Here is a 14,950-nt window from a genome sequence, read left to right as displayed (position 1 = left end):
TTCAACAAAGGCCCCCTTTGGGGCCATTGGCTCCCGATACGACGTCACCACGCAACCCGTTGGGGCGCTTCCTGACGGCCCGCTAGCACCTCGAACTGCACCGTCGCGAACGCAACGCAGCGCGAATCGCGGCAGATCAGCGGCACGGAGCGTGGTGGACCGTCGTGGACGCAGGTGATCGCACCGTCGCGCACCGCACGCCCTATACGGGCATGCGCCGCTCGGTGCCCAGGAGCCGGTAGGCGGTGGAGCGCACCCGCGCAGATCCCGGACGCGGTCAACCGACCACGGTCAACAGGGAATCGGCGGACGCGGCAGCCTGCCAGGGATCGACCGGCCGGCCACGGCGCGGGCACGCCGCCGACGGACCGTCAGACCAACGGCGCCGCCACCGGCCCCTGCATCTGCTCGCTGATCCAGTGCAGCGACTCGGCCATCCGCTTGATGTAGGTGTGTCCACTGTGCACGCCGTCCGGTATTTCGAAGAGCGTGGAGTGGATCGGTCCGCGGGCCCCGTTGGTGTAACCGCCGATGAAGCGCTCCACGTCGGGCACCGCGTCCTCCTTGCTGCCGAGCTCGAAGGCCAGGTAGACCTGCGGCCCGCCGCGTGCGGCCAACTGCCGCGCCAGGTGCCGGGGGTCGTTGGCCAGCTTCTCGGCCGGGTGCCCCTTCCACAGCGGCGAGTCCGGCGCCGTGTCGGGACCGTTGACGATCGCCGCCTTGAACCGCTGCGGCTCCTTGAGCACCGCCTTCAACGCCGCGAACCCGCCCGACGAGGACCCCATATAGGCCCAGCCGTCCCGCGTCCCGTACGTACGGAAGTTGGCCCGGGCGAACTCCGGCACGTCCCTGGTCAGCCAGCTCCCCATCTTGGGCTGACCGGGGATGTCGCTGCCGTCGTAGTACGTCTTGCGTGGGTTGAGGACCGGCATCACCAGGATGAACGGCAGCGTCTTGCCCTCCTTCGCCCACTCCCCGAGCCGCTCCTCCAGCGCGAACGGCGCATCCGCCCAGTAATTGGCCGGGTACCCCCAGGCACCGGGCAACGCGATCAGCACCGGGAAGCCGCTCCGGGCGTACTGGGGCTGGTTGTACTGCGGCGGCACCCAGGCCCAGATGTCGCCGGTGTATCCGGACGCGCGCCCGTGCCACCTGGTGTGCAACACCTTGGTGCCGTCGTCCCCGGTCGGGCGGTAGGTGGTGAACACCGAGCGGGGGCCGTGCGGCAGCACCGTCCGCGGCCGGCCGTTCAGCGCGTCCGCGGCATGGGCCCGCAGCCGCGGCACCTTCGACGCGTCGACGACGTCCTGCCCCGGCCCGCCGCATCCGGCCAGCAGCCCCAGGGCCAGCACACTCACCGCAGCTCTGACGCGCAGGGACTTCATCGGGACGATCTCCTCAGGCACTTGGGGCCGGCCGGGGCACCACGGTGCCATCGCGAAACCGGTCGAAAGGCACCACTCTAAGATCGGCCCGTCCGAAGCCGAACGCCGCCCCCGCCCTTCGTGACCTGGGGTTTACCGTTCCGTTTCATCATCAAGACGAACCCCCGCGTCAAGCGCACCGGATACGTTTCCCCCTAACGGTGAACCCCGTCCGCTGTTTACCCGGCGGTCGGTTCTGGCATCGTGGGTCGCTCCTAGGGAAGTGCGCGGCGATGTGCCGTGTTTGGGGATGACCGATGACCGCGTGGGCCGATCACGGGCCGCTGCCCGGCGTAGTGGGGCGGGCAGTTGAACACGAGCAGGTGGCCGGACTGCTGGGCAGGACCGCCCCGGTCACACTCACCGGACCCGCCGGGGTGGGCAAGAGCCTGCTGGCCCGCGCCGTCCTCGAAGAGCGCACCGCGAACGGCCCGGACACCGTCGTCCGGATCGCCTGCTGGGACGGGCTGACCGCGGACGAACTGACCGGCGCCCTCCTCCGCGCGGCCGACCTCCCCCGGCGGAGCACCGCCGAGGACCTCGCCGCGCACTGCCGCACGCACCGCGCGATCATCCTCCTCGACGACTGCGACCCGCTGCGCGACGCCTGCGCGGCCCTGGTCCGGCGACTGCTGCGGACCGAACCGGCCCTGCGGATCGTGGCGACCGCCCGCCGCCCCCTGGGGCTGCCCGGGGAACGCGTCATCGCCCTCGCCCCGCTGCCGGTGACCCTCGGCGAAGGCATCGCCGGGCCGGCGGTCGAACTCCTGGCGGCGCGCACCGGCCCCGCCGCCCCGGAACTCCTGGTCGCGGTGTGCCGGGCGCTGGAGGGATGCCCGCTCGCGATCGGCCTGGCCGCCCGGCAGTTGGACCGGATGACGCTGGCCCAACTCGCCGCCCGGCTGGACGCGGAAGGCCCGTTGCACTACTCCGGCCCCTCCCCCACCACCCGCCACACCTCGCTGTACGCCGCGCACGCCGCCGGCTACGCCCTCTGCTCCCCTGTCGATCGTCAGGTCTGGGCCCGCCTCTCGGTCCTCCCCGGGGACTTCGACCCCTGGCTGGCGGGGTGCGTCTGTAGCAGCAGTGACGTTCCTGCAGCCGCCGTCGACGGAGCACTGGAACGCCTCCGCACCGCCTCCGTCCTCACCCGCGTACGGGACGCCGAGGGCGCCACCGGCGCCGGGGCAGGACTGCCGCCCCGCTACCGGCTCCCGCGCGGCGCCCGGGAGTTCGGACGCGCCCGGCTGCGCGCGACGGGCGACGAGGCCGGGGCGCTGCGCCGGTTCCGCCAGGCGTGCGCGGCCCTCGCGGCGGAGGCGCAGATCACCTGGCAGGGCACCGGCCAGCAACTCGCGGTCCGCCTCGTCGAGGACGAACAGCACCACCTCGACGCGGCGCTGACCCGACCCCCACTGGATGCCGAGGACGCCCTGAGCGCCCTGGAGATCGCGGTCTCGCTGTGGTTCCAGTGGGCGGCCTGCGGCTTCCGCCGCGAGGGCCGCGCACACCTGGACCACCTGCTGCGACTGTCCCAGGAGGACACCGCACTACGGGCCCGCGCCCTGTGGCTGGCCGGCTACCTCGCGGCCCAGGAGAACGCCCCCGCCACCGCCGAACCCCTCCTCGCCCAGGCATGGGCGGCGGCCGTGATGCACGCGGACGCCGACGGCCTGGCCCGTATCGCCCATGCGCACGCGGTCCTGGCGCTGTACCGCGAGGACACCACGACCGCCGTGGCCTGCCTGGAAGAGGCCGCCCGGCACACCTCCCGCGACCCGTGGTTCGGCCCCGGCCCCGCCCACAGCCGCGCCCTGCTCGCCATCGCCCTCGCCCCGCTCGACGCGGTCCGGGCCCGGACCGCGGCCCACCGCGCCTGGGAGTCCCGCCACGCCGACAGCGACTTCTGGCTCCACTCCACGATCCTCTACGCCCATGCGCTCATCGAACGCGCCCACGGCGACCCGGCCACCGCCCTCCGGGCCTGCCGCAAGGCCCTGGTCGCGAAGAAGCTGATCGGCGACCCGCTCTTCGTCACCGGCGCCCGCACGATGCTGGCCGGCCTGCGCCGGGGCGTCCGCTCCGAAACCCCCGTACGCGTACCCGGCGCCGGCGAGGTGCGCTGGTGGCGGCGCCGCAACTCCGGCCCCCACCGCCAACCGTTCTTCTCACGCCTGCGCGCGGGCCCGTGAGATTTGCCCGGGTGCGCGCGGGCCGGCCGGCCGGAAGGCGTCCGGCCGGGCGCGGGGCGGAGCCCTGCCGTGCCGGACCAGGTGAACCGCCGCCGGGCCCGGCACCGTACGTGACGCGTCGACTGCGGTCGGAATGCGGGGGCGCCAGGGGCGCCGCATGCTGGAGGCATGAAGCGTGCCCCCGTCATCGTGCATCCCCCGTCCACCGGCGGGCGCCGCGTCACGCTCCACGGACAGGACCTGGGCCGGGCGCTGCGCCCCGGCGACGTGGCCGCGATCCTGCGCCGGGCCGGGTTCTCCACCGCGCGCTTCGTCTGGGACGACACCGGCATCATCGAATGGCGCGACGGCGGACCCGACACCTGGCAGATGCCCTGACGGCTGGCTGCCACGACACCCGACGGACGACGTGGAACGCGCGACGCCCCGGACGTCCTGGTGAGGACATCCGGGGCGTCGCGCGTGTGCGTTCGCCGGCCGCCGGCTCAGTCGCCCGTCGTCGCGGCGATCGGGGTCTTCACGGCCTCCGCCGCCTTACGCGCCGCCGCCGCCTTCTTCGCCCGGTGCTTCATGAGCAGGAACGACCCGATGCCGAACAGCACCGCGGCGACCAGGCCCCACGTCTGGAAGCCCTTGAGCCAGGGCTCGGCGACCATACCGACGGTGTAGATCAGCGCGGTCGTACCGCCGGCCCAGATGACGCCGCCGAGGACGTTGGCGATCAGGAACTTCCAGTACGGCATCTTCAGCACACCCGCCAGCGGGCCGGCGAAGATGCGCAGCAGCGCGATGAAGCGGCCGAAGAAGACCGCCCACATTCCCCACTTTTCGAACTTCGACTCGGCCATGGCGATATGGTCGGGCCCGAAGTGCTTGGGGAACTTCCGGCCGGCCCAGGTCAGCAGCGGCTTACCGCCCTTGCGCCCGATCGCGTAGCCGATGGAGTCACCGATGATCGCGCCGGCGGAGGCGCAGGCACCCAGCACGAACGGGTCGATGTGGTCTTGGGTCGCGGCCAGGATCGACGCGCTGACGAGGACGATCTCGCCGGGCAACGGAATGCCCAGGCTCTCCACCCCGATCACCAACCCCACGAGGAGGTAGACGCTCAAGGCGGGTACCGTCGCCAGCCATTCCTGGATGTGCAAGGCTGCTTCCTCCGCAGGTGTAGGGCCCCCGTGGGCCGTTGCCCGGTGCCCCCGGCACCGATCGGTCGTTCCCTGACGCGCTGTGCCAGCGCGTCAGGGAAGCGTACTCGATCGGGTGGTACCGACGACGATTCCGGTTGCGGGCGGCTGCATCTGCCGACCACCCGCCCACTCACCCACGGCTGCTCGTTCGCCGGCCACGGTTACGCCCCGCGGCCGTCGTCCGGCCCCACCGCGGTCACTTGTTGGGGCGCAGCGTCCACACGATCGTCATCTCACCGGTGACGGCGCCGTCCTTGTCTCGGGTGATCTCGACCTTCACCGGGAACTCCGGGCGCTCCCCGGCGTCCAGCTGGGCGATCACCTCGGACACCGGCCGGCCCAGCTCGGCGGTGGCGGTGACCGCTCCCATGGCGAGCTTCCGGTAACCGATCTCGGCACCCACCGCCAGCGGCACCGCACGGCCCAGCTGGTCGCCGAAGGCGGTCATCACTATCGCGCCGCTCGCCGACTCCGCGAGCGTGAACATCGCGCCGGCGTGCGGGCCACCGACGTGGTTGTGGAAGTCGGCCTGGTCGGCCATGCGGACCACGGCGCGCTCGGCGGTGGTCTCGGCGAACTCAAGGTTCAGGGTGCGGACCATCGGCACGGATGCCGCCATCATGTCGCCGATCGACGGCAGGGACTCAGAGGACATGACGTCATGTTACCTAGCAGTAGCTTAGCTGTGAAGAGGTCATCCCGCCCCTTCCTCCCCGGCCGCCCCACAGCGCCCCACACTTCGCCGAAAACCGGGTGCCCGCACCCCCCGGCCCCCCATAACGTGAACGCCCATGACACGACGGGGGCAAACCCAGCGAACCGAGCACGCACCCTTACGGCCACTGCCCCAGGCAGCACGCCGAACCCGGCCGACAACGGGCCGCGATCACCCCCGTACACCTCATCGGCCTTCCCCACCCCACTCGACACGGCCGTCCCTCTCTACACGGCCATCCCGCCCGACATGGCCGTCCCACTCGACGCGGCCATTCCTTCGGGCACTCCCGACGCGCCCTTCCTCAGGTACTCCGGGCCGACGGGACCGTGCCTGATGGCGGCCCGCCCCACCTGGGCCGGGCGGAACTTCGTCCTGCTCAGCGCCGCCACCATGATCGCCGGCCTCGGCAGCAGCGGAGCGATGATCGCGACCTCGTTCGCCGTGCTCGGCGCCGGGGGCTCCGCGACCGACGTCGGGCTGGTCTCCGCCGCCCGCATGGTGCCGCTCGTCCTCTTCCTCCTGATCGGGGGCGCGATCGCCGACCGACTCCCCCGACACCGCGTGATGGTCGCGGCGAACAGCGTCAACTGCCTCTCCCAGGGCCTGTTCGCACTGCTCGTCCTGTCCGGCACGGCGCACCTGTGGCAGATGGCGCTACTCGCGGCGATCGGCGGCACCGGGCAGGCGTTCTTCGCCCCGGCCTCGGAGGGCATGGTGCTCGCCAGCGTCTCCGGCGAGCAGTCCGGCCGCGCCTTCGCACTGTTCCGCGTCGGCATGAACGGGGCGAACATCGGCGGCGCGGCACTCGGCGGCGCCCTGGTGGCGGTCGTCGGCCCGGGCTGGGTGCTGGCGGTCGACTCCGCCGCCTTCGCCGTCGCCGGCGCGCTCCGCGCTTTCCTCCACGTGAGCGGAATGCCGGAACGCACCCCGAGCGGCGGGATACGCAGCGACCTGCGGGACGGCTGGCGGGAAGTCGCGTCCCGACCGTGGTTGTGGGCGATCGTGGCGCAGTTCTCCCTCGTCAACGCGCTGGTCATCGCGGTGCAGTCGGTCTACGGGCCGCTCGTCGCCGAGGAACATCTGGGCGGCGCAGGGCCCTGGGGGCTGGCACTGGCCGCCTTCGGCGCCGGCACCGCGGTCGGCGCCCTCCTGATGACCCGCCTCACACCGCGCCGCCTCCTGTTCACAGGCACCCTCTGCGTCTTCCCGTTGGCCCTCCCGTCCGCCGCGCTCGCCGTACCGGTGCCGGCCAGCTGGCTCGCCGCGATCATGTTCGGCACCGGGATCTCGGTCGAGGTCTTCTCGGTGACCTGGATGGTGACGCTCCATCAGGAGATCCCCGAGGAGAAGTTCTCCCGGGTCTCCTCCTACGACTGGCTCGGCTCATTGGCCGTGGTCCCGGTGACCACCGCACTGGCCGGCCCCACCCAGGACCTCATCGGCCGCACCGCCGCCCTGTGGGCCTGCGCCGCCCTGATCGTGCTCCTGACGGCCGCCACCCTCTGCGTCCCCGACGTCCGCCACCTCACCCGGCGCCGCCCGCCCTCCCCCGCGCCATCTTCCCCTTCCGCTTCCCCGTCCTGCCCCTCGCCCCCTTCCGCCTCCTCACCCTCGCCCCCGCCACCGCCCGCTCGTCGTCTCCCGCGCAACGCGCATCCCTGCGACGCCCACACCACTCACCGCGACCAACACAACGAAGGGAACAAACTACTCTCCGTAATCGTTGCCGAAACAGAAGAAAGGAGGCGCCCCCGGCACAGAGGCTCGGTCACGGAGGCTCGGTCACGCTGTGGAGGCTCTACGTGATCTGGCCATGAGGCTCGACCACCGGGGCACGACAAGATCATGGCGAGATGGGGGACGGAGGGCACTAGGTAGGGAACGGAGGGCTGGGCCCGTCAGCTCATTGCCTGGTTGCTCGCGGGGGGGATTACTCGTGGGGATCAAGCGACGCTGAAGGTGCCGTCCGGGGGGATGGGGGACGGGAGGGCTTGGGCGTCGGGTACGGGACTCGCGTCGCCGATCAGGCGGCGTAGGGGCGAGCCGTGTTCGACGCGGGCGGGGAAGGCGTCGGCGGCGGTGCGGCGGGCCAGAGCGGCGATCGGGAGCTCCGTGTGCGAGGCGAGCAGCACGGCGTTGCCGAAGCGGCGGCCGCGCAGTACCGACGGTTCCGCGATCAGGGCGAGGTGGGCGAACACCGCGGCGAAGTTGGCGAGTTGACGGCGCAGGAAGTCGAAGGGGGCACTGTCGGCCAGGTTCGCGGCGTAGCAGCCGTGGGGACGCAGTGCGCGGGCGGCGGCGCGAGCGTACTCGACCGAGGTCAGCTGCGCGGGCACCCGTGAGCCAGTGAAGACGTCCGCCACGATCACATCGACGCCGGCCTCCGGTGCCGCCTCCAGCGCCGCTCGGGCGTCCTGCGGGTGCAGCGCGATCCCGGAGTCGCCGGGCAACGGGAGATGCTCCGTCACGAGGGCGAGCAGACCGTGATCGACGTCGATCACGTCCTGCCGGGAGTGCGGGCGGGTCGCGGCGAGGTAGCGCGGCAGGGTCAGTGCGCCGCCGCCCAGGTGCAGCACGTCCAGTGGCTGCCCCGGGGGCGCGGCCTCGTCCAGGACGTGCGCGAGCCGGCGGACGTACTCGAACTCCAGGTGCGTGGGTTCGTCGAGGTCGACGTACGACTGTGGCGCGTCGTCCACCGTGAGAAGCCAGGCACGGGGGCGGTCGATGTCCGGGAGGAGTTTGGCCGTGCCGTGGTCGACGGTGCGGGTCAGGGGAACCGGGTCCTCGGCGGGCCGGGGGGCTTCCGGCTCCGCGGGGTCCTGGTCGGCCGCCCGGGGCTCGTCAGCCGCCGGTGAGGTGTACGTCGATGTGTTCGTCGCCGGTGATTCGTTGTGCACCGTGCCATTGTGGCGGGCGGGGTGGGTCCCTTGTCACGGGCGGGGTGGATGGGACCCGTTGGGCGGGGGCCTCGTCGGATCACGGCCTCCTCGGCTTGGGGCCTCGTCACTTTGTTGGGGCCTCGTCTGACCAGGTCAGGATCAGGGGCCCCGTCGGCTCGGGGGTCTCGTCGGTTGTTGGGGGCCCGTCGGAGGAGGTCGGGATCAGGACGGAGCCTTCGACGGCGCCAGCGGAACAGAAGCTCGGCTCAGGGGCCAGGTCCGGGCGGACCCAAGTCCGGGGCGGGTCGGGGCGGGGCGAGCCGGATCGAGCGCGAGTCCGGCTGCGAGCGGGCCAGGTCGCGAGCGGGCCCGGCCAGGGGCCGATGACGTCGAGGCCGGAGCAGACGGGGTCGAAGCAGGTCAGGGCCGAAGCAGGTCAAGGCCGAAGCAGGTCAAGGTCGGAGCGGACCAGAGCCCGAACCAATCAGGGGGAACGGGTCAGGGCCGGAACGGACCACGGTTGGAGCGGCTCAGTTGCTCCAGAGGGCGCGGATTTCTGGGGCGTGGGTGGCGGACTGGCGGCGACCGGCGCGGGCGGCGTCGGCGCGTTTGGCGGGGTCCAGGACGTTCCTGCCGAATGCCGACCTGGATGCGCGGTCCGGGGTGATCACGCATACCCGGGCGCCCTCCCCTGCCAGCCGCGCGCCCTGGGTGCGCGGCGCGACGATCGGTCCGCCGCCGACCGCGATGGGGGCGATGACCACCACCCGGCCGTAGCCCGCGGCCAGGTCCGCGTTTGCGCTGGAGTGCACGCCGCCGTCCACCCACCGCTTCCCGTCGATCGTGACTGGTGGGTAGACGGCCGGTACCGCGCAGCTGGCGCTCACCGCGTCGAGGAGTGGGACACCTCTGGTGCCGTCGAAGGCAGTGCGCTCCCCTGTCGCCGAGTCCACCGCGGTGACCAGGAGCCGCCGCGCGGGCCAGTCGTCCACGCCCAGGGTCCGGGCGATCGCCACGCGGTGTTCGGCTTCCGATGCCGTACGCGCCGCCAGCGCGAGCCGTCCCATCCGCGCCCCGAACGACACCGCGCCCCGTGAACGCAGCGCGACGGCCGCGAAGCGTGCGAACACCGCCGGGCTCAGGCGGGCGGCCGGTCGTCCGTCCGGTGCGGCCAGTTGGCGCTCGTACAGCTCGTCCAGGGTGTGCAGACGGGAGGTCAGTTGCGCTCCGACGATCGAGCCGGCGGAGGTGCCGATGACGACATCGGCGTCGGCGAGGTCGGCACCCGCCTCCGCGAGGCCCGTCAGCATGCCGACCTCCCATCCGATGCCGGTCAGTCCCCCGCCGCCGAGGACCAGCGCCGTTCTCGATGTGGGCATGCGATGTCCCTTCCACGCCAGAGCCGCTCGACCTCGACTCCCGGCGCGTCACTATGTGGCGTTATACGCCGGTATGCGGTGCTTGAATTCCTTGGCGGTCGGCGGTTCGGCGGTCGGCGTACGCGACGACTTGAACCCCGGCCGACGACCGCAACCTCTGCGCACGCGGTCGTCGGCGCCGGCGGCCGCGCCGGCGGCAGTTTCCTGGCGGGATCGTAGGCGCGGAACACGAAGGGGAACAGAGGCGCGAGGGCAGGCAACGGCGCGGAGCTGAGCACGAGCCCGATGCGAGCACCGGCCGGGCGTGAGCAGCGGAAGTAGGACGTGAGCAGCGGGAAGGGAGGTGTGAGCGACGACGTGACGTGCAGGAGGGACAGAGGTACAGAGGAGGGACAGAGGTACAGACCTACGAGGGGACAGGCGCACAGGAGAGACACGGGAGTGGCACACGGGGCAGGGCCTGCCCGAGCACGATCGGCCGGGCAGGCCCTGGTTGGGGCGGGGCGGGGAGGACGAGTCAGCCCCTGATCATCCGCCGCTGTTCAGCCACTGCGCGGCCGCACCACTACCAGGCCATAGCTCGCTTAGGCAGCGGCAGCGGCAGCGGCAGCAGCTCAGCCGAGCAGTGCCTCCTCCCCCTCCCCACGCGCTCAGTCCTCCACGGTGCGGACCGTCCCCGCGCCGACGGTGCGGCCGCCCTCGCGGATGGCGAAGCCGAGGCCGCGCTCCAGTGGTACCGCGCGGCCCAGTTCGACGGTTACGGTCACCGTCTCGCCGGGGCGGGCGACGGCGCGCTCGCCGAGGTCGATGGCGCCGACCACGTCCGCGGTGCGGATGTAGAACTGTGGGCGGTAGCCGGTGGACAGAGGCGTGCGGCGGCCGCCCTCCTCGGTGGAGAGGATGTACGCCTCGGCGGTGAAGCGGCGTCGCGGGGTGACGCTGCCCGGCGCCGCGACCACGTCTCCGCGGCGTACGTGCTCACGGTGCAGGCCGCGCAGCAGCAGCGCGACGTTGTCCCCGGCCTCGGCGGATTCCATGGGCTTGCCGAAGGTCTCCACCCCGGTGACAACCGTGTGCAGTGTCTCCGCACCCAGTACGGCCACCTGGTCGCCGCTGCGCACCGTGCCGCGTTCGACGGCCCCGGTGACGACGGTGCCGCGTCCGGTGATGGTCAGCACGTTCTCCACGGAGAGCAGGAACGGCGCGTCCACATACCGTTCGGGCACCGGGACGTAGGTGTCGACGGCGTCCAGCAGTGCGCCGATCGCGTCCGTCCAGCGCGGGTCGCCGTCCAGGGCGCGGAGCCCGGAGACCCGTACGACGGGGAGGTGCTCCCCGTCGTAGCCGTGCGCGGTGAGCAGTTCGCGGACTTCCAGCTCGACCAGGTCGGTGAGCTCGGGGTCGCCCGCGTCGGCCTTGTTGAGCGCGACGACGACGTGCCGTACGCCCACTTGCTTGGCGAGCAGGACGTGTTCGGCGGTCTGCGGCATGATGCCGTCGAGCGCGGAGACGACGAGGATCGCGCCGTCGAGCTGGGTCGCGCCGGTGACCATGTTTTTGATGAAGTCGGCGTGGCCGGGCATGTCGACGTGGGCGTAGTGCCGGGTGTCGGTCTCGTACTCGACGTGCGAGATGTTGATGGTGATGCCGCGGGCGGCCTCCTCCGGGGCCCGGTCGATGCGGTCGAACGGGATGAACGTGCCGGTGCCCCGGTCGCTGAGGACTTTGGTGATGGCTGCGGTGAGCGTGGTTTTGCCGTGGTCGACGTGGCCCATCGTGCCGATGTTCAGGTGCGGCTTGGTGCGGACGTATGCCGTCTTGGGCATGGTGTTCTTCCTCGCAGGAATGCGGTGCTGACGGCGATGTGGCGCCGTGGGGACCCCTGGTCCGCTCCGACCCTCCCCCTGCGGGGTCCGCCGGACGTTCCGGAGAGGGTCAGCTTCGGGTGCCGTGTGCTGCGGCGGCAGCCGCGCCGGCTGCGGTGGCGAGGGCGACGGGTGCCGTGCCGGCCACGGCGGCGGCGGGGGCGGCAACGTCGATCGCCGTGGCTGCGGCGAGGAATCCGACGGCAGCCTTCGGCGCGTCCGCGGCGGTCACTGCGACCGCGGACAGCATCGGGAGGAAGGCGTGCCGGAACATGGGTCATATGGTGCCGGGGCGCCGGTCCGGCGTCGAATGATTTACGGGCCCGGGGCTCCATGGCCGTGCGTTCCGGTCGCCCATGGCCGTGCGTTCCAGGCACCCGTGGGAGACCGGGCAGGGCACGCACCGCGGTGGCGGCGGCAGGCACCTGCTCGGAGCCGTCCGAATGCGCGGCGTGAGCGTGCGCGCGGCCCCTTCCCGCCGTCCGGACGGCCGCCGCCCGTTGCGCGGCGTGCACCCCGGTTCGTGGTCGTACGGCCCGGATTCCGGCCGTGCGGCGGGCGCGTCGGTTACGCTCCCGGGATGCCCGCCACCGCCGCCACGTCCGACGGCCTCGCCGCGCGCTGCACGCGCGTGGTGTTCTCCCCCTGGTCGCGACTGGCCCTGCTGCTGGTCCTGTTGGTCTGCGCCGCGACCGCGATGGTGTTGTTGCATCCCCAGCGGCTGCTGGCCGGGGGCTGGCCCGTGCAGTGGTCGGGGCCGACCGCGCTGGTGGGCTTCGCGTTGGCGTACGGGGTGTGCACCACGGCGTTCGTCCCGCGGCCGGTGCTCAATCTCGCCGCGGGTGCGTTGTTCGGCAGTCAGTCGGGGCTGGTCGCCGCGCTGGCCGGTACGGTGCTGGGCGCCGGGTTGGCGTTCGGGCTCGGGCGGCTGCTCGGGCAGCAGGCGCTACGGCCGTTGCTGCGGGCCCGCTGGCTGACCGCCGCGGACCGGCAGTTGAGCGAGCACGGCTTCCGCTCCATGCTGGCGATCCGGTTGTTCCCGGGGCTGCCGTTCGCGGCCATGAACTACTGCGCGGCGGTCTCCCGTATGCGCTGGTGTCCGTATCTGCTGGCCACGGCGTTGGGGAGCATCCCCAACACCGCGGCCTATGCGGTGGCGGGCGCGCGGGCGGCGACTCCGACGTCGCCGGCGTTCCTGCTGTCCATGGGTTTCATCGCGGTCAGTGGGCTGGCGGCGGTGGTCGTCGCGTGGCGCAAGCGCAAGGCGTTGCGCGGGGGTTGACTGCCACGGGCCTGGTCCGGGACGGCTTGGCCGTCACGCCCTGGCCGGGTGCGGCCGACCCGCCGGATGCGGCCGGCCCGCCGGATGCGGCAAGCCCACCGACTCCGGTCCACCGGCTCCGGTCCGCCGGCTCCAGCTCGTCGCTCCGGCCCGTCACGACGCGGGCGTGTCCGTGCGTGCGGCGATGTGCGGCGGCACCGGCAGCTCCGTGCCCAGTGCGGGGTCCGGTGTCGGGGCTCCCCATGTCGTGCGGAGCGGAAGGACGCCGGCCCATAGGCCCAGTGCGGCGTCCGGGCCGTCGCCGTCGTCCGGGGCGCCGGTCCTGATCTTCACCGATGCCTCGTCGAGGGAGAGGGCGAGGAGTGCCGTGGCGGCCAGTTCCTTGCGGTGGGGGCGGCGGGCGTAGTCCCACTGGCCGGGTGCGCACTGCTCGGTGAGGCACCGCAGGCCCGCCAGTTTCTCTTCGTCGTCGGTGACCGGGCGCGGTACTCCGTAGATCATCGCGCTTCGGTAGTTGATGCCGTGCTCGAAGACCGAGCGGGCCAGGACCAGTCCGTCGACGTGGGTGACGGTCACGCAGACGTCCGTGCCCGGGGAGGAGACGAGGCTGCGGCTGGCGACCGAGCCGTGGAAGTAGAGGGTGGTGCCGTCCGAGCCGTAGACGGTGGGTACCACGCGTACGGTGCCGTCGATGGTCACGCCGAGGTGGCAGACGAAGCCTGCCGCCAGTACGGCGTCGAGTTCGGTGCGGTCGAGGCTGCCTTGTTCGCGGAGCCGGCGGTGTCGGGTGCGGTCGGTTTCGGTCAGGGTGCGGCCCGGGGTGGGTATGGACTCGGTCATGGCTGTCTGCCTGTCTACCTGTCTGCTCTGGGCTGCCGTGCTACGGGCGCGTCTGCCGTGGCACGGGCCGGGAGGCGGGCTGCGTACGCGAGCGGGCAGCCCAGCGGGGCTGCCCGTCAGAGTAACGACTTCATAATATTCAAGCCAGGTATTTCACGGAATTCGTTGCTGACAGCTCGCTTGACAACTGATTTCGCGTTAGGCGCGGCATCCGGTGCTGTTCGGGATCATCAGGAGCTGAGGTGATATTGGGCCCATGGCTGGTGGGCCGGGGCGTGCTCCTCATGGGCGGGGGCGAGGGTGCCCCAGGGCGCGAGGGCACTGTCCCATTCGGAGGTGAGGGCCGTGACATCGGTAACGGGTTCGGTGGGGGGCATCGCGCCCGTGTACCAGGAGGCGGACGTCATGGGGTGGGCGGTGGCGGCGCCGTTCCAGGTCGTCGACTGCTGGGCGGGGATGGTGTATTCGGACTCGTGGACGTCACCGGGGCCGCGCCGGTGGCGGCCGGCGTAGGTCTCGGTGGAGCCGGGATAGAAGCGCCCCTGGGCCGAGAGTTGCTGGGCGCGCGCCATCAGGCGGCTGAGGTCGAGGCCGAATTCGGCTGCCAGCTCCCTGAGGTCCACGCCGGTCTGCCAGCTGCCGATCAGGACCGCGTCCATCGCGGGTGACCAGTTCTGGTCCGGTGGGCCGCCGGTGGCCGCCGTACCGGCCTGGCGGCCACCGGCCGGCGGCTGGGCGGCGGTGGCGGTGGCGGTGTAGGCCGGGAAGGGAGAGTCGGAAGGGTGGTCCGGCACCGGATCTTCCGGCTCTTGGGGTGGGGTGCGGGCCGCATTGGACAGCAGCTCCTCGGCGACGGCGCGGGCATCGTCCTTGCCCACCGTGCGCCGGGCGACCCGCACTTCCCGTTCATTGAGTCCGAACAGTCCCGCCACCGCGCCCGTACTTCCCACCGTCAGGGCGAACGCCGCGAGGACGCGGCAGCGATCGGCCTGCGCCTCGTCAAGTCTGGCCTGTGCTTCCCGGACACGTTCATCACCCAGACAAAACGCTTCTGCCAGTACGGCGTTGCGGTCCCACAATTCTCTCGGATCCATACTCAGACAACGCCGCTTCCGTCGGAGGTGATCCGATCTGTCGCTGCAAAGCACCCCAAAGCACCCATCGAACCACGAGATGACAAT

The 14,950-nt window shown here is 72.1% G+C and carries 13 protein-coding genes; 4 read left to right on the top strand and 9 right to left on the bottom strand.

Annotated features, from left to right (window positions below):
- Positions 1-371 precede the first annotated feature (371 nt).
- On the bottom strand, positions 372-1,385 hold the full coding sequence (locus ACFVT2_RS27195) for an alpha/beta hydrolase (protein WP_390022069.1): 1,014 nt from the start codon (positions 1,383-1,385) through the stop codon (positions 372-374).
- 296 nt (positions 1,386-1,681) lie between these two features.
- Between ACFVT2_RS27195 and ACFVT2_RS27190 the strand changes: the two genes are divergently transcribed.
- Together ACFVT2_RS27190 and ACFVT2_RS27185 are read left to right on the top strand one after the other, a co-directional pair.
- Positions 1,682-3,616: an ATP-binding protein gene (locus ACFVT2_RS27190; RefSeq protein WP_390022068.1), complete on the top strand. Its 1,935-nt coding sequence runs from the start codon at positions 1,682-1,684 to the stop codon at positions 3,614-3,616.
- Positions 3,617-3,784: 168 nt separating this feature from the next.
- Positions 3,785-3,994, top strand: coding sequence for a hypothetical protein (locus tag ACFVT2_RS27185; RefSeq protein ID WP_390022066.1), 210 nt, complete (start codon positions 3,785-3,787; stop codon positions 3,992-3,994).
- 107 nt (positions 3,995-4,101) lie between these two features.
- Here ACFVT2_RS27185 and ACFVT2_RS27180 read toward each other — a convergent pair whose 3' ends face one another.
- Together ACFVT2_RS27180 and ACFVT2_RS27175 are read right to left on the bottom strand one after the other, a co-directional pair.
- On the bottom strand, positions 4,102-4,764 hold the full coding sequence (locus ACFVT2_RS27180) for a DedA family protein (protein ID WP_390022064.1): 663 nt from the start codon (positions 4,762-4,764) through the stop codon (positions 4,102-4,104).
- Between the two features lie 238 nt (positions 4,765-5,002).
- The gene (locus tag ACFVT2_RS27175; RefSeq protein ID WP_390022063.1) at positions 5,003-5,461 is read right to left on the bottom strand and encodes a DUF4442 domain-containing protein; all 459 of its coding nucleotides are present in this window, start codon (positions 5,459-5,461) and stop codon (positions 5,003-5,005) included.
- A 396-nt stretch (positions 5,462-5,857) separates the two neighbouring features.
- On the opposite strand from ACFVT2_RS27175, the gene ACFVT2_RS27170 reads away from it, so the two are divergent.
- Positions 5,858-7,330 carry an MFS transporter gene (locus ACFVT2_RS27170; RefSeq protein ID WP_390022129.1) on the top strand — a complete coding sequence of 491 codons (1,473 nt, stop codon included), beginning with the start codon at positions 5,858-5,860 and terminating at the stop codon, positions 7,328-7,330.
- Positions 7,331-7,467: 137 nt separating this feature from the next.
- Here ACFVT2_RS27170 and ACFVT2_RS27165 read toward each other — a convergent pair whose 3' ends face one another.
- The 4 genes from ACFVT2_RS27165 to ACFVT2_RS27150 form a co-directional block, all read right to left on the bottom strand.
- Positions 7,468-8,295 (bottom strand): spermidine synthase, encoded by an 828-nt coding sequence (locus ACFVT2_RS27165; RefSeq protein ID WP_390022127.1) that lies wholly within the window; start codon positions 8,293-8,295, stop codon positions 7,468-7,470.
- Between the two features lie 638 nt (positions 8,296-8,933).
- Positions 8,934-9,782: a patatin-like phospholipase family protein gene (locus tag ACFVT2_RS27160; RefSeq protein ID WP_390022062.1), complete on the bottom strand. Its 849-nt coding sequence runs from the start codon at positions 9,780-9,782 to the stop codon at positions 8,934-8,936.
- A 650-nt stretch (positions 9,783-10,432) separates the two neighbouring features.
- A complete protein-coding gene (gene tuf / locus ACFVT2_RS27155) occupies positions 10,433-11,608 on the bottom strand; it encodes an elongation factor Tu (protein ID WP_390022060.1) in 1,176 nt (391 codons plus the stop codon).
- Between the two features lie 109 nt (positions 11,609-11,717).
- Positions 11,718-11,921: a hypothetical protein gene (locus tag ACFVT2_RS27150; RefSeq protein ID WP_390022058.1), complete on the bottom strand. Its 204-nt coding sequence runs from the start codon at positions 11,919-11,921 to the stop codon at positions 11,718-11,720.
- A gap of 306 nt (positions 11,922-12,227) precedes the next feature.
- On the opposite strand from ACFVT2_RS27150, the gene ACFVT2_RS27145 reads away from it, so the two are divergent.
- Positions 12,228-12,929 (top strand): TVP38/TMEM64 family protein, encoded by a 702-nt coding sequence (locus tag ACFVT2_RS27145; protein WP_390022057.1) that lies wholly within the window; start codon positions 12,228-12,230, stop codon positions 12,927-12,929.
- A 153-nt stretch (positions 12,930-13,082) separates the two neighbouring features.
- Here ACFVT2_RS27145 and ACFVT2_RS27140 read toward each other — a convergent pair whose 3' ends face one another.
- Together ACFVT2_RS27140 and ACFVT2_RS27135 are read right to left on the bottom strand one after the other, a co-directional pair.
- Entirely contained in the window at positions 13,083-13,769 is a 687-nt protein-coding gene (locus tag ACFVT2_RS27140; RefSeq protein WP_390022055.1) for a pyridoxamine 5'-phosphate oxidase family protein, read from the bottom strand.
- A gap of 230 nt (positions 13,770-13,999) precedes the next feature.
- Positions 14,000-14,863: a hypothetical protein gene (locus ACFVT2_RS27135; protein WP_390022053.1), complete on the bottom strand. Its 864-nt coding sequence runs from the start codon at positions 14,861-14,863 to the stop codon at positions 14,000-14,002.
- Positions 14,864-14,950: the final 87 nt, after the last annotated feature.

Source organism: Streptomyces sp. NPDC058000, assembly GCF_042886435.1.
Classification (GTDB): domain Bacteria; phylum Actinomycetota; class Actinomycetes; order Streptomycetales; family Streptomycetaceae; genus Streptomyces.
This window is presented reverse-complemented; position numbering and strand designations above follow the sequence as displayed.